The organism is Ghiorsea bivora, assembly GCF_000744415.1.
In the GTDB taxonomy this organism is placed as follows: domain Bacteria; phylum Pseudomonadota; class Zetaproteobacteria; order Mariprofundales; family Mariprofundaceae; genus Ghiorsea; species Ghiorsea bivora.
In genome coordinates, this window is sequence record NZ_JQLW01000011.1 from 71701 (window position 1) to 90939 (window position 19239).

21 protein-coding genes are annotated in these 19239 nt (G+C 42.5%); 5 read left to right on the plus strand and 16 right to left on the minus strand.

The genetic code is table 11. The features are described from left to right. Window positions 1–216, plus strand: coding sequence for a hypothetical protein (locus DM09_RS09605; RefSeq protein ID WP_038250453.1), 216 nt, complete (start codon window positions 1–3; stop codon window positions 214–216). Between the two features lie 13 nt (window positions 217–229). Here the strand turns inward: DM09_RS09605 and DM09_RS09610 are convergent, their stop codons facing one another. The 5 genes from DM09_RS09610 to DM09_RS09630 are packed head-to-tail and all read right to left on the minus strand — an operon-like array spanning window position 230 to window position 4616. Beyond that, window positions 230–1378 carry a D-alanyl-D-alanine carboxypeptidase family protein gene (locus tag DM09_RS09610; RefSeq protein WP_038250456.1) on the minus strand — a complete coding sequence of 383 codons (1149 nt, stop codon included), beginning with the start codon at window positions 1376–1378 and terminating at the stop codon, window positions 230–232. After that, window positions 1372–2244 (minus strand): RluA family pseudouridine synthase, encoded by an 873-nt coding sequence (locus tag DM09_RS09615; RefSeq protein WP_038250458.1) that lies wholly within the window; start codon window positions 2242–2244, stop codon window positions 1372–1374. Before DM09_RS09615 ends, DM09_RS09610 begins: the two co-directional genes overlap by 7 nt. A 2-nt stretch (window positions 2245–2246) precedes the next feature. Then, on the minus strand, window positions 2247–2759 hold the full coding sequence (locus DM09_RS09620; RefSeq protein ID WP_232507812.1) for an LOG family protein: 513 nt from the start codon (window positions 2757–2759) through the stop codon (window positions 2247–2249). 1 nt (window position 2760) lies between these two features. Then, on the minus strand, window positions 2761–3594 hold the full coding sequence (locus DM09_RS09625) for a septal ring lytic transglycosylase RlpA family protein (protein WP_051938373.1): 834 nt from the start codon (window positions 3592–3594) through the stop codon (window positions 2761–2763). Further along, window positions 3591–4616 (minus strand): lytic murein transglycosylase, encoded by a 1026-nt coding sequence (locus tag DM09_RS09630; protein ID WP_038250462.1) that lies wholly within the window; start codon window positions 4614–4616, stop codon window positions 3591–3593. The genes DM09_RS09625 and DM09_RS09630 overlap by 4 nt, the downstream gene beginning before the upstream one ends. Before the next feature lie 156 nt (window positions 4617–4772). Here DM09_RS09630 and DM09_RS11210 point away from each other — a divergent pair, with 156 nt between their 5' ends. After that, window positions 4773–5567, plus strand: a complete 795-nt coding sequence (locus DM09_RS11210) for a cyclic nucleotide-binding domain-containing protein (RefSeq protein WP_051938374.1) — start codon at window positions 4773–4775, stop codon at window positions 5565–5567. Between the two features lie 140 nt (window positions 5568–5707). Beyond that, window positions 5708–8380 carry a CBS domain-containing protein gene (locus DM09_RS09640; RefSeq protein WP_038250464.1) on the plus strand — a complete coding sequence of 891 codons (2673 nt, stop codon included), beginning with the start codon at window positions 5708–5710 and terminating at the stop codon, window positions 8378–8380. A gap of 32 nt (window positions 8381–8412) precedes the next feature. On the opposite strand, the gene DM09_RS09645 is transcribed toward DM09_RS09640, so the two are convergent. The 5 genes from DM09_RS09645 to DM09_RS09665 all read right to left on the minus strand — a co-directional run bounded on the left by DM09_RS09645 (window position 8413) and on the right by DM09_RS09665 (window position 11578). Continuing rightward, window positions 8413–8883: a DUF523 domain-containing protein gene (locus tag DM09_RS09645; protein WP_038250466.1), complete on the minus strand. Its 471-nt coding sequence runs from the start codon at window positions 8881–8883 to the stop codon at window positions 8413–8415. Between the two features lies 1 nt (window position 8884). Next, a complete protein-coding gene (grpE, locus tag DM09_RS09650) occupies window positions 8885–9463 on the minus strand; it encodes a nucleotide exchange factor GrpE (RefSeq protein ID WP_038250469.1) in 579 nt (192 codons plus the stop codon). 80 nt (window positions 9464–9543) lie between these two features. Further along, window positions 9544–10272 (minus strand): M23 family metallopeptidase, encoded by a 729-nt coding sequence (locus tag DM09_RS09655; RefSeq protein ID WP_051938383.1) that lies wholly within the window; start codon window positions 10270–10272, stop codon window positions 9544–9546. A gap of 38 nt (window positions 10273–10310) precedes the next feature. Continuing rightward, window positions 10311–10919, minus strand: a complete 609-nt coding sequence (locus DM09_RS09660) for a YqaA family protein (protein WP_038250471.1) — start codon at window positions 10917–10919, stop codon at window positions 10311–10313. Then, a complete protein-coding gene (locus DM09_RS09665) occupies window positions 10919–11578 on the minus strand; it encodes a protein-L-isoaspartate(D-aspartate) O-methyltransferase (RefSeq protein ID WP_038250473.1) in 660 nt (219 codons plus the stop codon). The genes DM09_RS09660 and DM09_RS09665 overlap by 1 nt, the downstream gene beginning before the upstream one ends. Before the next feature lie 330 nt (window positions 11579–11908). Here DM09_RS09665 and hisC point away from each other — a divergent pair, with 330 nt between their 5' ends. Both hisC and dksA read left to right on the plus strand, forming a co-directional pair. Then, entirely contained in the window at window positions 11909–12967 is a 1059-nt protein-coding gene (gene hisC, locus DM09_RS09670) for a histidinol-phosphate transaminase (RefSeq protein ID WP_038250476.1), read from the plus strand. A 154-nt stretch (window positions 12968–13121) separates the two neighbouring features. Continuing rightward, window positions 13122–13493 carry an RNA polymerase-binding protein DksA gene (gene dksA / locus DM09_RS09675; RefSeq protein ID WP_038250478.1) on the plus strand — a complete coding sequence of 124 codons (372 nt, stop codon included), beginning with the start codon at window positions 13122–13124 and terminating at the stop codon, window positions 13491–13493. Between the two features lie 83 nt (window positions 13494–13576). Here dksA and nrdR read toward each other — a convergent pair whose 3' ends face one another. From nrdR to DM09_RS09705, 6 genes are all read right to left on the minus strand, one after another. Then, window positions 13577–14035, minus strand: a complete 459-nt coding sequence (gene nrdR, locus DM09_RS09680; protein WP_038250480.1) for a transcriptional regulator NrdR — start codon at window positions 14033–14035, stop codon at window positions 13577–13579. Window positions 14036–14038: 3 nt separating this feature from the next. Beyond that, on the minus strand, window positions 14039–15298 hold the full coding sequence (glyA, locus tag DM09_RS09685) for a serine hydroxymethyltransferase (RefSeq protein ID WP_038250482.1): 1260 nt from the start codon (window positions 15296–15298) through the stop codon (window positions 14039–14041). Between the two features lie 155 nt (window positions 15299–15453). Then, the gene (rplS, locus tag DM09_RS09690) at window positions 15454–15828 is read right to left on the minus strand and encodes a 50S ribosomal protein L19 (protein ID WP_038250484.1); all 375 of its coding nucleotides are present in this window, start codon (window positions 15826–15828) and stop codon (window positions 15454–15456) included. 18 nt (window positions 15829–15846) lie between these two features. Then, on the minus strand, window positions 15847–16377 hold the full coding sequence (locus DM09_RS09695; RefSeq protein ID WP_038250486.1) for an RNA methyltransferase: 531 nt from the start codon (window positions 16375–16377) through the stop codon (window positions 15847–15849). Continuing rightward, a complete protein-coding gene (locus DM09_RS09700) occupies window positions 16370–18265 on the minus strand; it encodes an ATP-binding cassette domain-containing protein (protein ID WP_038250489.1) in 1896 nt (631 codons plus the stop codon). Before DM09_RS09700 ends, DM09_RS09695 begins: the two co-directional genes overlap by 8 nt. Window positions 18266–18468: 203 nt before the next feature. Beyond that, complete coding sequence (locus DM09_RS09705; protein ID WP_038250491.1) at window positions 18469–19233, minus strand: TatD family hydrolase; 765 nt, start codon at window positions 19231–19233, stop codon at window positions 18469–18471. Window positions 19234–19239: the final 6 nt, after the last annotated feature.

The following is a 19239-nucleotide window of genomic DNA, read 5'->3' on the forward strand; positions in this document are numbered from 1 at the left end:
ATGAACCCATTCCGTGCTAAGCGTATCGCAGACCACTTCTTAAATATTGGTACTTTTGCTGTCACCAATCAAACCTATGGTGTCACCGTTACCTTCCGAGGCAACAAGGTTTACTTTGATCATGAACATAGTCTTTGGGCATTTTTATTTCATATTGCCCATGCCGAACATCAAGAGAATATCATTGCCGAAGCAGAAGCGAGGCTTGCTGCTTAACGCCGTGATACAACTACTGTGCACGCCACCAAAGTCTTAAAGTATCCCATTTTCGACCAAACCATGATGCACGCTCTACAGTTTGCTCAGCCAACATCGGAATGGACTGCAAAGTAATATCTTCATCAGCAATACGTAATGTAGCTTGAATACTACCTAGCTGCTCACCTTGTTGAATCGGCGCAAGTTGTGGCGATGTATAATGCAAGGCAAAACCCAAATACCTTTCACTACCTTGAGGCACTGTAATCCACACTGGTTTGGCAGGTTTAAGCCAAACAAACTCTTGTGTACCTTCAAAAACTTCAATTTTACGGCGAATATCTTTTTCTTTAGGCCGCAAGGTCACAAACTGCCCCATACCATAACGCAACAATACTTGCGATTGTTTTTGGCGCGCTGTTTTAGAATCCGTACCAAACACAGACGATACCAAACGCATATTTCCTTTTTCTGCTGCAGCAGTTAAACAATACCCTGCTTCTTCTGTGTGCCCCGTTTTCAAACCTCTGGCTTCTGGCATTGTCCACAACAAACGATTGCGATTCCATTGCGTGCGCCCATCAAATGTATAACTTCTTTCAGAAAATATTTCAAAAAACTTAGGAAAATCGCGCCACAATGCGACAGCCAATTTCGCCATGTCCATAGCAGTACTAAAATGATTTTCATCGGGGAAACCTGTGGGATTACTAAAATGCGTATTGGTCATACCCAAGGCTTTGGCTTTACCATTCATCAGCCCTACAAAGGCACTTTCAGACCCTGAAATATGCTCTGCAATCACAATCGCCGCATCATTACCCGAAAATGTGGCTATGCCATGAATAATTTCACGAATGGTTGGATGCATACGCGGCTCTAAAAACATGGTGCTACCACCAACCTTCCATGCTTTAGTGCTAACATTCACCCGCTCATCCAAATCTACATTGCCCGACTTAATCGCCTCAAATGCCAAATATAACGTCATCATTTTGGTCATACTTGCTGGTGCTAAACGTAGGTTTTCTTCATGTTTCGCCAACACTTGTCCAGAGCGTGCATCCAGCAACACCCAAGATTTGGCTTTAAGCTCTGGTTCTGATGGCCATGTAATATTCGCCGCCCCAGCCTGCTGGGTGAATACCAATATCCCAATAAAACATAATAACCTTACCATTCCCAATCTCCTTCTGAATCCACACACCATTCCAACTGTGGTTGTTTAGAACGCATAGCATAACCTTTAATTTTCAAAACTTTAGCATGAAGCATCAACCGTGCATGTTTTTTGCCACCATAACGTGCATCACCAAGAATCGGATGACCCAAATGCGCCAAATGTACCCGAAGCTGGTGGGTGCGTCCTGTATGGGGAACCAAACGTATTAAAGCTTTATCCCCGCGTGTTTCCACAACAAAAGCTTCCGTTTTACTTAGCTTCCCTTGCTCAACCACGGCATAACGCCCCCACCTATCAGCTTTGGCTGACAACGGTGCTTCAATAAGTATTTCTGTCCAGTCTGGTACAGGTGATACCACTGCCATATACTCTTTTTCTACGGCTTGATGCCAATGATGCTGCAAATGCTGCAATGCTTTGGGGTCATAACAAAACATCATCAAACCTGATGTGCCTTTATCCAAGCGGTGTACAGGACGCAGCTGTTTAGTCTCCACAGGAGGCAACTTTAAAAACATTGCCAACTCATACACCAACGTACCTTTACTGCGATGCAAGGCTTCTTGTGCATATTGCCCTGCTTTTTTGTGCACCAATACCCACGATTGTTCGCGCCATACAATTTGATCTTCCGAAAAAGGTGTCAGCACTTCATCATCCAAAGTCACAATGCGAACTTTTTCACCACCTTGCACAATGCGCCCTGCTTTACGACAACGTTTTTTATTCACATACACGCCACCTTCATCAATCGCACGTTGAATACGCCGTCTTGAAAAGCTTGAACATGCTGCCAATGCCGTATCTAAGCGTTGACCACCTTGTTCATTGGGTATCTGTAATTTAATGTCTTCAAATGCCATGCTTAATCCGCCAAAGCCGCAAGCACGTCTTCATGTGTTTCGCAATATTGAAGACACTGAAAACCACTATCCACACTCATCACCAACTGTTGTTGCATCATATCAATTAACGGCTCCCAACAAGCACCATAAACCAGCAAAGGGCGAGGCTCTAAAATTTTAATCGCCAACAAATCCCAAGTCATGGCAAATTCTGCCAATGTACCCAAACCGCCAGGCAATACCAAATATGCTGCAGGTTGCTCAATCAACATTTGCATACGCTCAAAAAAATCTGAAGCGCGTTTCTCTTCACTTAAACTATTCTGAGGCGGTGTAGGAAACACTTCCAAAGTAATGCCTGTCACATGTCCAGAACCTGCTGTAATACCCTGAGAAAAAGCAGCCATCATGCCTTGATGACCACCCACCAAACCATGCCAACCTGCTTGCCCTATTTTTTCAGACAACAATTCCACATCCACAAAACGTGCATCACCTTGGACAATCCGCGATGAACCAAATGCAGCAAGCACCTTATTCAACAGCATCACCATGAATAATCATCGCAGCCGAATAACCTTTGTTTTGAATCAAACTTAATGTGTGTTCAGCATCTTCATCCAAATCAAAAGGCCCCACACGAACACGATAAACATGCCCAATATTCACCACTTTTAACGGCGGGTGATTCGCATCCAAGTGTGTTTGCAACTTACCCACAACACCAAGCGCATTGTCATGTTCTGCAAATGCACCCACCTGAACATAGGCCATCTTAGGCTCATGTTGGATAGCTGATTGTTGTATTGGTTTTACAAGCTGTGGTTTCAGCACATGCTGTCTGTTTACCTGCTGTTTACTCACACTGTGTTCTGCTGCATTTAAAGTTTGAACACGTACCCGTGCTGTACCTTGCTTGGCATAACCCAGTGCTTTTGCCGCAGCATAGGATAAATCAATCAACCTTCCTTTCACAAAAGGCCCTCTATCATTGACCCTCACTTTGACAGATTTACCATTATCCAAATTGGTTACCAATACCAATGAAGGCATAGGTAAAGTTGTATGTGCTGCTGTCATAGCATACATATTATAGGTCTCACCATTGGCTGTTTTTCTGCCATGAAATTTCTTACCATACCATGAAGCAATACCGACTTGACTGTATTGTGCATTGCTATCCAAAGGGTAATACCACTTTCCTGCAACCTGATAAGGTTTCCCATGTTTCACACTTCCGCCTGAACCTAGGGAAGCATAAGAAGATGGTGCATTGGAAGCAGACTGCGACTGATTCGCATAACGCATAGGCGCACATGCACTTAACACAAACAAGGCAATAACAACAATATAAAAGTTTATTTTCACTTGCCTATATCACACTTCTTATTGCCCAACATAAATGCAAGCTCTGTGGTTGCTAAAGCATAATTCCACGAGCGATTCCAACGGGTAATCGCATAAAAATTACGATTCACCAATAAAGGGCGAACACCATCTTTGGTTTCACGTTCAATCAAAGCAACTTCTTCATCCGAAGACCAACCCTTAGGTTTTTGAATACCGGCTTCTTCAAATGCTTTCATCTTGCGATATTTACCTGTTTCATCTTTCATTGCTTGCTTGATAAAAGCATTCTTAGGCAAGTTGTATACCCAATGTGCCACCATTTTATCATCATCCCAACTGTAACGGCTAAAATAATAAGCCACACTAAAAATAATATCTTTGGGTGTATGCCAAACATCACGTTTACCATCACCATTACCATCCACTGCATATTCCAAAAATGAAGTTGGCATCAATTGCGTCACCCCAAATGCACCCGCATATGAACCTTGGACATCCATAGGATTCAATCCTTCTTCTTCACACAATATCAAAAATGCTTTGAGTTCTTTACGGAAAAACTTTGCTCTGCGCTCATACCCTGTTGCCAAAGTGAATAATGCATCCAACACCCTATCTCTACCCCAGTTTTCACCAAACCGTGTTTCAATCCCCAAAATTGCTGTAATGATTTCAGGTGCAACGCCATACTTGGCTTGTGCTTCGACAAAAATATCATGATGTTTGGCTAAAAATGCTTCTGATTTCTTTTTTAAACGTGCATTCACAAACAAAGGGCGGTAATCTGCATAAGGTCTTGATTCATAAGGTGTGTTCATCTTACGGATTAAATCAGCATCAAACTTTGCTTCACGCAAATGTTCTTCCACATAAGTCTTGGACAAATTGGTTTCTTTAATCATATAAGCTATCAAGTCATCACGTGTATAACTTTCTGCAAACAAAGAGTTAGGAAACAATAAGGCAAACATCAAACCCAAGGTCAATGGCAAGCACAAGGCTGATAATTGTGCATGGAAGAACAGTTTCATATTTTTCATACAACGCAGACTATAAAAGCAAACCCTTCAAGCAAGTGATACCTGCAACTTATCCTTTTTCCCTATTTACATCACCTAAATAACAAAACCTATTCAACACATATACTTTCTGCAACATACTGTTTATAATCAACATTCTACACGTTTGGAGGGCTTATGTTTGAACATGGGAAAAATATACGTACCGTGACTGACGGCACCATTTTGCTACAAGAAGGCAAAACAGGTGATGGCGTATATATTATTCAAAAAGGACATGCCAAGGTCACTCGGACTTCACAAGATGGTTCAGAAATCCTTCTTGCTGAACTTAGTGATGGACAAGTGTTTGGTGAAATGAGTTTGGTGGATGACTTACCATGTTCTGCCAATGTGATCGCCTTGGGTGATTTAAAAGTATGTGTTTTAAGCAAAATACAGTTTTTTGATTTGTTACAAACTGATATCAAAAGCGTACAAAATGTAATGGAAATCCTTTTCCAGCGTATGCGAGCTATGAATAAACGCGTTGTTGATTTGGAAAACCAGCTAGCATCCATCACCCAACACCAAGATAGTCAACCCGACACCATCATGCTCAAAGGTTTAACTGAACCTGCTAAACATGCCTTGTATGACATGAGTGCGCTGGTCGTCGATGATAGTCCGTTTGTGATTGGCCGTTGGTCTAAACAGCAAAGTAAACGCTCTTGGTTTTCCAAAGAAAGTACACGTGCGCATGTTGAAATTCATGATATCGCACCCTATGTCATTTCACGTCAGCACTGCCAAATTGAGCAACACGCTGGTGATGTATATGTGGTTGATACCAGCTCACGTTTAGGCACTTGGGTCAATGGTGAAAAAATTGAACAACAAACACAAAAAGAAATCAAGCTACATTCAGGCAACAACACCATACATCTTGGTAGCCTAGACTCACAATTTATTTTCGATGTATTTGTACCCTAAACCACAGTAAAGACTTACCTCAGAAACAAAGTGAAACAGCTAAATTTGGCATACTTCTTGTGTGCTTGTGTAAACCTTATATAAATGTATTGTTAAATATTAATATTTCTTAATACTGTGTGAAACACAAGGAGAGGATTATGCTTATTCGCGATATCATGATTTCCCCTGCACTATCTATTCCACCAAACACACCATTAAACCAGGTCGCCTATATCATGGCTGAGAAACGTATTGGTTTTATTATTATTGCTGAAAACAACCGAGCCATAGGCGTTCTTTCTGAAGGTAATATGGTCAATTTTGCCGCTTCAGGCATTGACTTACAGAGCCAAACTGCTGCTGAGCACATGACATCTCCTGTATTTTCAGTGCCTATTGATGCCAATGCCTTTTATGCTTATGATGAATTGATTACACGCAAAATGCGCCATCTTGTGGTTGAAGACGAACATGGTTTTTTAGCCGGTGTTGTCACCATGTCCTGTTTTATTGCAAACTTAGGCGTAGAACATTTTACAGATTTGCAAACCGTGGCTGAAATTATTCAACCCATACACGCAACCGTTACGCCTGACACGCCCATCGTTGAAGCTGCTCAGCTCATGGCAAAACATAACCATGCTTTAATTGCTTTAGAAGATGGTAAACCTGTAGGTTTATTATCCTCTCGGGGCATTACAAGGTTATGCCAAGAAGGCAAAGATCTCAGTCAATTTCGTGTTCGGGATATGATGATTGCACCCAACACCATCAATCGCAAAGCATTTGTACCTGAAGCTTCGGTGGTGATGAAATCCAACCACACCCGCCACCTCATTGTTGTTGGTGACCAAGGTGAGTTTGCTGGTTTATTAACCATCAGTGATGTTGCTCATAGCATGGAAGGTAAATATGTGGAATTTATGCGCTCTGTAATGCGCGATATGGAACATGACCTCATGACCAGCAGCAGACACCACAGAGCACTGTTTGAACGCAACCCCAATGCCGTATTTTCTCTGGATACCCAAGGTATGATCACCAATATTAACCCCGCATGCATTTTATTAACAGGGTATGGTAGCGACTACTTGGTTGGAAAAAACTTGGATACTTTTATCGACCCCGATATTAAAGAGGATGCGTATGCCAGTTTCCTCTCTGCCAAAGCAGGTCATGCAGAAAGTCAGCATTTACGTTTAATCAGTGGTGATGGTAGCATAATTTATGTCTTTATGACCTTTGTGCCCGTACAAATTGATGGTGTACCTGAAGCGATTTATGCAGTGGCTTATGATATTACCGAGCGCATTCTAGCTGAACAACGTTTATACCGCTTATCCCAAGCATTACAGCAAGCGGGTGAACCTATTGCCATCACTGATGCTTATGGTGTGATTGAATTTAGCAATCGCAAAATGGACCAATTGTTTGGTTATGCTGAAAGTGAGTTAATCAGCCAGCATTTAACCAAGTTAGAGTGTCAAACAACACCAGAACAACCTTCCTATCAAGACACCGTTTGGCAGGTTTTGGAGCAAGGTTTACCTTACAAGGGTGAATTCTTACATCAACATAAAAATGGCGAAGTATTAGACCTTAAAGTCTCATGCGCCCCCGTGCATGTACCGGGTGCTGAAAAAACAGCTTATTATATCATTATCTATGAAGATATGCGTGAACGAAGGCGCGCTGAAAAAAATGCCATGCAATCACAAAAGCTTGAAACTATTGGTACTTTAGCTGGCGGCATTGCGCATGATTTTAACAATTACCTCGCCGCAGTTAGCGGCTCTTTATACATGCTTAAACATGAAGTGAACCACTTGCCTAATGCTTGCGAACGCCTAAGTAAACTCGAAAGATTAACCGATAGAGCCGCATCCTTGGTCTCTCAATTGCTCACCTATGCAAGAAAAGACAGCAGCAACAATGAGTTTATCTCCATGTCTGAATTGGTACATGAAACCAAGGAACTGGTACATACCCTGATACCCAAAGGCATAGAATTACAATGGAAGGTTGCCAAACATATTTCCATTATGGGCAACACCACCCAAATTCAACAAGTTTTACTTAACCTTGTAACCAATGCTAAAGACGCAGTTGCCAATCAAAACGAACCCATCATCAGCATCAACCTCAAAACATACACTCCCGGTGCCAATGAAGCGAAAAACCTTAATTTAGATGAACAGCAAAAATATGCCGTATTAAGCGTATCCGACAACGGCTGTGGCATCGATGATGCTCATAGAGCAGAAATCTTTGATCCTTTTTTCACCACCAAAAGCATGCATGAAGGCACCGGCATGGGATTAGCCATGACTTACGGGGCTATTCAAAGCCATCATGGGGTTATTGATGTTGAAAGCAAACTTGGCCAAGGCAGCACATTCAAAATTTATTTACCCCTTGCCTCTGACCCTAAAATAAACAACGATGAGAATGAAAGTGATAAACCACTTATTCTCTTTGCCGATGATGATGAAATAGTTCATGAAATTGGTATCGAAATCATTGAATCATTAGGTTACCGGGTGCAGGCAGCATTTAATGGTGAGGATGCACTCAATCTTTTCCAGCAAGATCCAAACAGTTTTTCGGCAGCCGTGTTGGATGTAATGATGCCAAGAATGGGTGGTGTGGATACAGCGAAAAAAATACGACATATCACACCCAATTTTCCCATCTTATTTTTAACTGGTTATGATAAAGAACTCATATCCACTCAAGTTTTAGCAGAGCCCAATATCAGCATGCATAAAAAACCTTGGAAAGTTGAAGATGTAGAACCCACACTGCGGCAGCTGCTTGCACAAACTGTTTAACACCACCACCTAACATGCAAAGTTACATATGTTTATAACAATACTTGTAGTTGTGATAGCTCTATTTCATTAAACACTTGAATTTGGTGCGCTGTTAACAAACGTGCAGTTATACCTTGACCTCGCACTTTTGTTTTTGAAAACGTACCATCATTCACCAAACTGTTACCACATGATGGGCTACCCTGCTTCAATATAGCATATTGAATTTGGTATTGCTGGCACAAAGCCAACGCTTTTTCTGCACCAATACAAAAAGCTTGGCTAACATCTTCACCTGCTTGGGTAACAACCTTATCACCAACAATTTCTGCTGCAGGCCTTGGCACAGGCAAACCACCTAACACTTCAGGACACAACGGCAATAACAAACCTTCTTGCTGCCACTGTTGCAACAGCATGGCAGACTTTTTATTCAGGTGATGAGCACAGTCACCACCATCATAACGCACAGCCTCACCCAGCAGGCATGCGCTCACCAAGATTTTTGGTTGCTGGGTGATATTATGTTTTACCGCTTGAAACCAATACCTTAGCAGGGCGAATCAAACGACCATTTAAGGTATAACCAGCCACATGTTGTGCAATTACAGTGTCTGCATCTTCATCCGATGGCATTTTCGATAATGCTTCATGATAATGCGGGTCAAATGTTTGCCCAACAGCATCAATACGCTCAAGTTCAAACTTACTCGCAACCTTATGCCAAGAATCCAAGGTCAAAGCTACACCTTCGCGTACAGCCTTTTCATTGCCTTCTTCAGTTTCAACAGCACGCTCTAAGTTGTCCACGACATCCAACAATGCCACAGCAAATTTCTCAACTGCAAACTTACGCGCATCGGCTACTTCACGTTGTGTACGTTTGCGCAGATTTTCCATTTCGGCATGCTGACGCAATAATTTATCTTTTAATTCTGCGATTTCTTGTTGCGCAGCTTCTAAAGGGTCGACCTCTTGTTCCTGCTCTTCCTGAGCCACTTCAGCTTCAAGCTGCTCGTCCAACTCACTCTGCTCATCCGCAGAGGCTTGCACGGCTTCTTGCTCTACTTCATCAACGGTTTTTTTCTTCTTCTTGCTCAACGCAGTCTCCTAAACGAATCAATATAAATGTATTATCCACTTCATAGGTATTCTTCACCCAAGTTTCAAGGTTTTAAGTTTTATTTTCTTGGTAAATATGCCAAAGGGTCCACAGCAGTTTCACCACGACGCACTTCAAAATGCAAATGTGCACCCGTTGCCCTTCCAGTAGCACCAACATTGGCAATATGTTGCCCAGCTTTAACCTGCTGCCCAGCCACCACCAAATTCTTTTGATTATGCGCGTACGCAGTAAACATATCTGAGCTGTGGCGAATGATAATCAAATTCCCATAACCCGAAAGCCTAGAGTCTGCATACACTACCTTACCTGCAGCTGCCGCAAACACATGTGTGCCTGCCTTGGCTGCAAGATCAATACCATCATGCATACGATTTTTTCTCGGACCAAACTTACCACTTAAACGACCTTTTACAGGCCACTGCAGTTTAATTCGACTATAACTGGCTTTGGGATATGTTTTATGCGTTGTTTCATGTTTGATTTTCGCCTTGGCTTTACTCGTTTTAACGGAAAGTTTATTCACCTGCTTCGTGTGTTTCTTCGCCACTGAACCATTGGTATATAAACGTTGTCCAACAAAAATAGTATAAGGTCTACGAATATCATTCATCTTCGCCAGACGATGAAAATCAATGCCTAATTTCCGCCCTATACTGTATAGTGTATCACCATACTTTACGATATAAGCAGTGCGATTGCTTGCAGCAACTCTTTTGTTGTCTTCATGTTGAATGCCGCGTGGGTAATAATTATAACGTGAACAACCAAATATCAATATGCTCATACACACAAGCAATAAGATATGCCGTTGAGCCAAAATGGTTAACCCATGGCCCAAATGACAACAAAACCTGCCACAACCAAAAGTGTAATAAGAATTGTCATCAGTTCGAAATGTTTTTCAACAAAGTTTCTTAATCTGTCGCCACCCCAACGTAGAATAGCAGCTTCAAGGAAAAATCTTGCGCCGCGCGCTGCCAATGCAGCTAAAATAAAGGGAATAAAAGCAATCCCAAATGCGCCTGCAGCAATGGTAATCACCTTAAATGGAATGGGCGAAAAACCAGCAATCAAAACAATTGCCACACCATACATCGCAAACCAATCTTCTGCTTTGAGATACTGTGAAGTAAGCCCGTAAAATTCAATAATCGGTTGTCCTACACTCGCCCACAAGAGAAAACCAATGCCATAACCAACCGCTGCACCCAGTGTTGAACCTGCCGTAGTAATGGCAGCAAATCTTAATGCAGATTTTGGTTGCCCCAAAGCTAGAGCAATCAACAAAATATCAGGGGGAATGGGAAACACACTGGATTCAATCAGTGCAATCAAAAACAATGCATATTTGGCAGATGGATGGTCAGCCCACGACAATGTCCAATGATATAAGCGGCGCAACCAAGATAGTTTTCTTGTATGCTCTTGCATCAACTTACACCCGAGAGCAATGGTACAAATGTACAATCATCAAAATATTCTTCTTCCACCTTACCCTCTTGCTTATACCTACGTACCAAACGATGTGACTTTCCAATACCTTCTGGCATTAATAACACTCCACCTTCAGCCAATTGCTCCAGCCACAAGTCAGAAGCAAAACCACCTGCGGTTACAATAATGGCATCAAAAGGCGCATAATCTTCCCAACCCAATAAACCATCACCACAACGTAACATCACATTGCTATGTCTTGCTTTACGCAAATTCCTTTTTGCCAGCTCATGCAATGATTTAATGCGCTCAATGCTATACACACGTTTACAGAGGCAAGATAATACTGCCGTTTGGTAACCGCAGCCTGTACCAATCTCCAGCACACGTTCATGCCCTTTTAAATCTAGCAATTCTGTCATTTTAGCGACCATATAAGGCTGAGAAATCGTTTGCCCTTCACCAATAGGCAAAGATTTATCCTTATAGGCATGCAGCCGCAATGCCTCACCCGCAAAAAGATGACGTTGAACTTGTAGCATCGCTGCAATCACCCGTGGCGACTGCACACCGCGTGCAATAATCTGTTCATCAACCATACGTTTACGTGGTCTATCATAACTTTGTTGCAGTGGCGCACTCGCCAATCTATTCATCCCTAACCCAAATCCTCTCTCATTATCAGAACGCAAGTTAACAATACCAACAACTTATGCAACTTATGTACTGTAACCAACAAATCTTACTTGAACCAAACCTTGCTTATGTTTACCGTGCTGTCTTGCAAGGGAAGTTCTAAACAAGTCATGAACTCGCATCTTGTGTCCAAAGCACTCAAACTCTGCGTTGTGAATTTAAGCGATAGTTTAGGCTATTCCATGCAATTCACGCCTAGATTTTGAATGCCCTGAACCACAACCTGCTTCATCCAGATTTATTCGGAGCTTCCCAAGCAAACACCACTTTATTCCTCAGGAGCACCTGATATGAGTCAGTTTTGGAGCGAATCCGTTCACCAATTAAAGCCGTACATTCCTGGTGAACAACCCAAGGTCTCCAATCTCATCAAACTCAATACCAATGAAAACCCATACCCACCCTCACCCAAAGCCTTGGCTGCTATCCAAACTGCAACCAATGCAGACCTAAAATTATACCCTGACCCCAATAGTGATATACTCAAACAAAGCATTGCTAATTATTATGATTTAGACACCGCCCAAGTATTTGTTGGCAATGGTTCGGATGAAGTGCTTGCCCATACGTTTCAAGCCCTCTTAAAACACGATAAACCCTTATTGTTCCCTGATATTACTTACAGTTTTTACCCTGTGTATTGCGGTCTGTATGACATCAATTATAAAACCATCCCATTGGATAATGATTTTTGTATCAATATTGATGATTACAACCAAGAAAATGGTGCCATTATTTTCCCTAACCCCAATGCGCCTACAGGTATAGGTTTAGGTTTAAACACGATTGAAACTTTATTACAAAACAACCCCAACAGTGTTGTTGTCATTGATGAAGCTTATATTGATTTTGGTGGTGAATCGGCAGTTTCTCTTATCCACCAATACCCCAACCTATTGGTGGTACAAACCCTGTCAAAATCACGCGCGCTCGCTGGTTTACGTGTAGGTTTCGCCATGGGTCATCCTGATTTGATACAAGGTTTGGTTCGTGTCAAAGATAGTTTCAATTCATACCCATTGGATAAACTCGCCACCTTGGGTGCAGCAGCAGCCATGGATGACAAAACATATTTTACTGAAACTTGTCAGCGTATCATCACAAGCCGAGACGTATTGTATAGCGATATGCAAAAGCTGGGCTTTGATATTTTACCCTCACAAGCCAATTTTATTTTTGCCACACACCCACATCATAAAGCCAAAACCATTGCTCAGTCATTACGCGAACAAGGTATTATTGTCCGTCATTTTGAAGCTACAAGAATCAATATGTACCTACGTATCAGTATTGGCACACCACAAGCCTGTGAAACATTGATAAAAGCTCTTAAAAGCATACTCAGCTGAGACCTTTATCACAGCTTTTCTTTCTTTAAAACGCTAAAATTGTATTTTATGACAGCATCGCTACAATGCGTCGCGCTTTGCATCACAGTCATATCAGAAACATGGTTAAAAAAGCAAACAAAAAGCATCAAAATATAGTTCAAAGGGGACTAGCATGGCTTTAACAAAAAAAGAACTTGCCGCATTTGAAGCGCAACTAACTGCGTGGAAAGAAGAGCTTGAAGAGTCACAAAATGACACCATGCACCAAATGCATGAACAAGAAACCACTGCTTTTCCAGACCCTGCCGACCAAGCCTCTGCTGAAACAGACTTAAGCTTTGATATTCGTATCAAAAGCCGCGAACTGAAACTCATCCATAAAATTGAAGAAACACTTTATCGTTTACGCGAAGGTGACTTTGGTATTTGTGATGCTTGCGGTGGTGATATCAGCGTCAAACGTTTACAAGCACGCCCTGTGACTACACTTTGCATCGACTGCAAAACTGAACAAGAACAAGCTGAAAAAACACGTATCGATTAATATTTCGTAAAACAGTTATAAATATATCAATAAAAAGGGAGCCCATTGAGGCTCCCTTTTTTATGCTGTAAATCTTGCTGTCTCTATTTTTGTGTACCAATAGCAGCACGTACTGCCGTTAAAAACTCATCCACATCTTTAAACTCACGGTATACCGATGAAAAACGAACATAAGCCACGCCATCAAGTTTGCGCAATTGTTCCATCACAAAATCACCAATAATTTCTGCTGAAATCTCATTTTCATTGGTTTCTTGCACAGATTTGAGCACACTATGTACTGATTTTTCCAAATCATCTGCTGAAACAGGGCGTTTCTCCAATGATTTTTGCATACCATCACGTACTTTCTCAATATTAAAAGCAACCCGTGTCCCATCTTTCTTAATGACCAAGGGTAAACGCAGTTCGGCACGTTCATAGCTGGAAAAACGTTTGCCACATTGGTCACAATGACGGCGGCGGCGAACCGCCGAACCATCTTCAACCACACGTGAGTCTATGACCCGCGTATCATCGTGTGCACAAAATGGGCAATGCATCAATCAGTCTTCGTAAATTGGGAAGCGATCAGTCAAAGCTTTCACTTCATTAAATACTTCGGCGTGCACCGCAGCATCTTCAGGTGAAGCCAATACTTTAAGAATCATAGTGCCAATCAATTCAGCTTCAGCTTCCTTCATGCCACGCGCTGTAATCACGGATGCACCAAGGCGAATGCCTGAAGTAACAAATGGTGACTCAGGGTCAAACGGAATGGTATTTTTATTGGTTGTAATGCCTGCAGCTTCCAAAGCTTCTTCAGCAATTTTACCTGTAATACCTTGGTTGCGCACATCAACACGGAACATGTGGCAATCTGTACCGCCTGAAACCACACGCAAACCACCAGCCACCAATGTTTTGGCTAAAGCTCTAGCATTGGCAATCACTTGTTTTTGGTCTGCTTTAAATTGTGTACCCAAAGCTTCACCAAATGCCACTGCTTTGGCAGCAATCACATGCATCAATGGGCCACCTTGGATACCTGGAAAAATACGTGAGTTTAGTTTTTTCGCTAAATCATCGTCATCGGTTAAAATCATGCCGCCGCGAGGGCCACGTAATGTTTTATGTGTGGTGGTTGTAATCACATGCGCATGACCAACAGGCGATGGATAAACGCCCGCTGCAATCAAACCTGCATAATGCGCCATATCTACAAAAAGAATCGCACCAACCGAATCGGCAATTTCACGCATACGTTTAAAATCAATTTCACGTTCGTATGCCGATGCACCGCCAATAATCATTTTTGGTTTATGAATTTCAGCTAATTTTTGCATCACATCATAATCAATCAGCTCAGTGCCTTCTTCCACACCATAAGCAACAACATTATATAAACGACCTGAGAAGTTTACAGGTGAGCCATGGGTCAAATGCCCGCCGTGTGATAAGTCCATACCCATGATGGTATCACCAGGGTTAAGCACAGCCATATACACAGCCATATTCGCTTGTGAGCCTGAATGGGGTTGCACATTGGCATGTTTTACTCCGAAGATTTCTTTTGCACGTGCCTGAGCCAAAGCTTCTACTTTATCCACATACTCACAACCACCATAATAACGACGCGAAGGGTAACCTTCTGCATACTTGTTGGTCATCACTGAGCCTTGCGCTTGCATCACCGCTTTGGATACAATGTTTTCACTGGCAATAAGCTCTAATGTATGTTGTTGACGGCCCAACTCATCTTTAATGGCTTGCACCACAATATCATCATCTAAATCTGCTTTAAAAAAATCTTCGCGTGTTGTCATGAAATTGAATACTCCGTTGGTTTCTCAAAACCAAAAATTCTAAAACTTATGTATTAACAAACTGTTAAAAACAAATCCTTTAAATAAAATAAGGGCTCACAAAAGGAGCCCTTATTAGAAATCATTATGAAGCTGTTTTCAAGCTTAGAAAAAAATTAGTTAAAACGACGCTCACGAATACGAGCCGCTTTACCACGCAGTTCACGTAGATAGTAAAGTTTCGCACGACGAACACGACCGTGACGTTTCACTTCGATGCTTTCAAGCATAGGTGAGTGCAAGGGGAATACACGCTCAACACCAACGTTGCTAGAAATTTTACGAACTGTAAAACTACTTGAAATGCCTTTGTTATGGCGCGCAATCACGATGCCTTCATAAGCCTGGATACGCTCACGCTTCTCAACTTTGCCGCCTTTAAGGTCTTTAAAATCAACCACACGAACGTTTACGCGAACAGTATCGCCTTCACGGAAATCTGGAATATCACTACGAATTTGGTCTTTTGTTACATCATCTAAAGCACGCATTTTGCTTATCCTCCAAAATCATCGGAACAGCCTATCAAGGTAAATTGCTAAAGCCGCTCTCACAGAAAGGTGGCGCACCTTACCGATACCTTCAATAGAATACAACCACCCATTTTCATCTGGCATATTTTTAACGTCCAAACCATGCCCCGTACCAAAAACAAGCAAGTGATTCCCTGCTTTTTCCCGCAAAACTTGCGGTGCAACCAGCTTGCTTTGCTGCGGAGGCTCTGCCGAAGTATACCAAAGCTGGTAATCGGCATCTTGCAACACCTCATCCATGGTGGATACCACCTTAATTTGTGAGAGCACATCACGCCTACCCTGATTAAGGTCGCCTCGTTTACTTGTTGTCCAATGCCCTTGAATATCCTTCACAAACTGCTGCATACCTTCTGCTGGGTGCACAATATACACAGGTGAAACATCATAAAACCCACACGTCCGCGCAAAATCATGCACATCAATGGATGACACAGACGTAGCCGAACTCTCCCCTGCTTTATTCAAAACAGGTGCATGAACAAGAGCTACGGCAATACTATTCATCACTTTCAAGCTCCTCGCTCAGTTCCATCCAAGCTTCTTCCACTTCATCCAGCTCTTGTTTCACTGTATTATGTTCTGTGGTGAGCCTTAATAGTCTATCTTTTTCACTGGCTTCATAAAGTGCACTATCGGCTAATGCCTCATTAAGCTCTGTTTCTTTGCTATGCAGCTTTTCTAGACGTTGCTCTAGCTTTTTAAGCTGATTGCGCTTGGGCTGCAACGCCTTTCTGCGCTCTGCATCGTTTTTGCGCTTGGCTTTGCGTGCTGCTTGGGTGTGTTCTCCTGTTTTACTTGGCTGACCTTCTGACTGCTGTGCCAAGCGTTGTTCATTCAACCAGTCGGCATAATCATCCAAATCACCCTTGAATGGTTCAACGTTTTGCTGAGCAACCAACCACAAATCATCACACACCGTTCTTAACAAATGTCTATCATGTGACACCAATACCATTGCCCCCTCAAAGCTTTGCAGCGCAAGGGTAAGCGCATGGCGCATATCCAAGTCCAAATGGTTGGTCGGCTCATCCATGAGCAACAAATTGGGTTGTTGATACACCAGCATCGCAAGCACCAAACGTGCTTTTTCACCGCCAGAAAATGAAACTATGGATTCCAAAGCCATATCCCCATGAAAATCAAATCCACCTAAAAACAACCGCGCTTCCTTTTCCGACAAATCAGGGTTGAGTTCAAACAAGTGTTGTACAGGTGAAGCATGGCTATCCAGTTGTTCCAATTGATGTTGCGCAAAATAACCAATATTCAAACCTTTGGACGGTATCACCTTGCCCACTTTGGGTTGGCTCTCGCCTGCAAGCAGCTTAATCAATGTGGATTTACCCGCCCCATTCGGCCCAAGCAAACCAATCCTATCATTGGGCAATAAGCTAATGGATATATCTTCCAAGATATTTTCATCCGTATAAGCAAAGCTTACTTTTTGCAATTGCAGCAAAGGATTGGGCATAAAACCTGTATCTTGAAATTCAAATGAGAATGGTGAATCCACATGCGCAGGTGCGATTTTTTCCATACGCTCCAAAGCTTTGATGCGGCTTTGCGCTTGTTTGGCTTTGGTCGCTTTGGCTTTGAAGCGGGTGATAAAACTTTCCATGTGCGCAATTTCACGCTGCTGCTTTTCAAACGAAGATTGCTGCAACGCAAGCTGCTCTGCCCTGCGCAATTCAAAAGCGGTATAATTGCCTGCATACATGGTGATTTTACTTTGTTCGATATGCGCAATGGTTGAAATCGTGCTGTCTAAAAACTCTCTATCATGCGAAATCAACAGCAATGCACCCTGATAACTTTTAAGCCACTTCTCTAGCCACAATACCGCTTCCAAATCCAAATGGTTGGTCGGCTCATCCAACAACAGAACATCTGAGCGACACATCAAAGCTTGGGCAAGGTTAAGCCGCATGCGCCAACCGCCAGAAAAGCTTTGCACAGCATGACTTTCCTGTTCAGTCGTAAAACCAAGCCCATTAAGCAGCTGTCCTGCCCTTGCTCGCGCCTGATAGCCACCAATCGCATCCATACGTTCATGCAGCTTACTTATCGCTAACCCATTTTGTTGGGTTTCAGCCTCTTCAATCTGCTTTTCTAAAACACAAAGCTCAACATCTCCCTGCAACACATAATCCACAGCCGCCATATCCAAAGCAGGCGTTTCTTGTGCAACATGCGAGATGGTTAGCTTAGATTTGGTGCGAAACTCACCTTTATCTTCTTCAAGCTTGCCAAGAATCAAACCAAACAGCGATGATTTACCTGTGCCATTGGCACCTGTAATCCCAATTTTATCTTTGGGGTGAATGGTTAGACTGAAATCTTGGAATAAGACTTTTCTACCACGCCTCAGCGTGACATTCTCAAAATAAATCATTGGATATACTCATTTATCATTCAAGAAACTCAACCTTATCGTCATTCCGCATCCCCAATCCAGTTGAGGACAAGCTTGATGCGGAATCCATACAACACAGAGCAGCATCATACAGTTACTCGTGTATTCTCAAACAGTGGATTCCCGCCTTTGCGGGAATGACGAATGATAAACTTCGTGTTCTTCATACACTTCGTGGTAAATTAAAGATTAAAGCGTTTGAGGGCATTGGCAGTGGATACTTCAGCGATATGCTCCACCGATACACCACGCACCTCAGCTAAACATTCAGCCACATGCCGCACATAAGTTGGTTCATTGCGCTTACCGCGCTTGGGTACAGGCGCTAAATAGGGCGAGTCAGTTTCAATCAAAAACATATCTTCGGGCACTTTGGCTGCCACATCTCTTAAAGCCTGATTATTTTTAAAGGTGACATTGCCCGAAAATGAAATCGACATACCCATATCCAAAGCGGCACTTGCCGCATCCCAGCTCGAAGAAAAGCAATGCATAATACCACCGCATCCCACCACATCTTCATCGTTAAGAATGCGAAGTGTTGCCTCATCCGCATCACGCATATGCACAATCACAGGTTTGTTTACGATATGTGCGGCTTTGAGGTGTGTTCTAAAGCGAGTTTCTTGAATATCGGCAGGCAAGGCATCTCTAAAGAAATCCATGCCTGTCTCACCAATGGCGACACATTTCTCATGTTTGGATAGTTCAACCAGTTCTTCAACACTTGGCTCTTGCTCTACTTCATGGTTGGGATGCACACCCACCGAAAACCATACATTGTCTCTGAACTCCACCAAATCAATCAAACGCGGCGTTTGCTCAATTTCTACTGCCACCGCAACAATTTTTGACACACCATTCTCTGCCATACGTGCAAACATTTCATCCCTATCCTCATCAAAATGAGGGAAATCGATATGACAGTGTGTATCAAATAATTGCATATTTTA

Coding starts and splice junctions, on each gene's coding strand:
- DM09_RS09605 (WP_038250453.1), top strand. CDS start 1: ATGAACCCATTCCGTGCTAAGCGTATCGCAGACCACTTCTTAAATATT.
- DM09_RS09610 (WP_038250456.1), bottom strand. CDS start 1,378: ATGGTAAGGTTATTATGTTTTATTGGGATATTGGTATTCACCCAGCAG.
- DM09_RS09615 (WP_038250458.1), bottom strand. CDS start 2,244: ATGGCATTTGAAGACATTAAATTACAGATACCCAATGAACAAGGTGGT.
- DM09_RS09630 (WP_038250462.1), bottom strand. CDS start 4,616: ATGAAAAATATGAAACTGTTCTTCCATGCACAATTATCAGCCTTGTGC.
- DM09_RS11210 (WP_051938374.1), top strand. CDS start 4,773: ATGTTTGAACATGGGAAAAATATACGTACCGTGACTGACGGCACCATT.
- DM09_RS09640 (WP_038250464.1), top strand. CDS start 5,708: ATGCTTATTCGCGATATCATGATTTCCCCTGCACTATCTATTCCACCA.
- DM09_RS09655 (WP_051938383.1), bottom strand. CDS start 10,272: ATGAGCATATTGATATTTGGTTGTTCACGTTATAATTATTACCCACGC.
- DM09_RS09660 (WP_038250471.1), bottom strand. CDS start 10,919: ATGCAAGAGCATACAAGAAAACTATCTTGGTTGCGCCGCTTATATCAT.
- DM09_RS09665 (WP_038250473.1), bottom strand. CDS start 11,578: ATGAATAGATTGGCGAGTGCGCCACTGCAACAAAGTTATGATAGACCA.
- hisC (WP_038250476.1), top strand. CDS start 11,909: ATGAGTCAGTTTTGGAGCGAATCCGTTCACCAATTAAAGCCGTACATT.
- dksA (WP_038250478.1), top strand. CDS start 13,122: ATGGCTTTAACAAAAAAAGAACTTGCCGCATTTGAAGCGCAACTAACT.
- nrdR (WP_038250480.1), bottom strand. CDS start 14,035: ATGCATTGCCCATTTTGTGCACACGATGATACGCGGGTCATAGACTCA.
- glyA (WP_038250482.1), bottom strand. CDS start 15,298: ATGACAACACGCGAAGATTTTTTTAAAGCAGATTTAGATGATGATATT.
- rplS (WP_038250484.1), bottom strand. CDS start 15,828: ATGCGTGCTTTAGATGATGTAACAAAAGACCAAATTCGTAGTGATATT.
- DM09_RS09695 (WP_038250486.1), bottom strand. CDS start 16,377: ATGAATAGTATTGCCGTAGCTCTTGTTCATGCACCTGTTTTGAATAAA.
- DM09_RS09700 (WP_038250489.1), bottom strand. CDS start 18,265: ATGATTTATTTTGAGAATGTCACGCTGAGGCGTGGTAGAAAAGTCTTA.
- DM09_RS09705 (WP_038250491.1), bottom strand. CDS start 19,233: ATGCAATTATTTGATACACACTGTCATATCGATTTCCCTCATTTTGAT.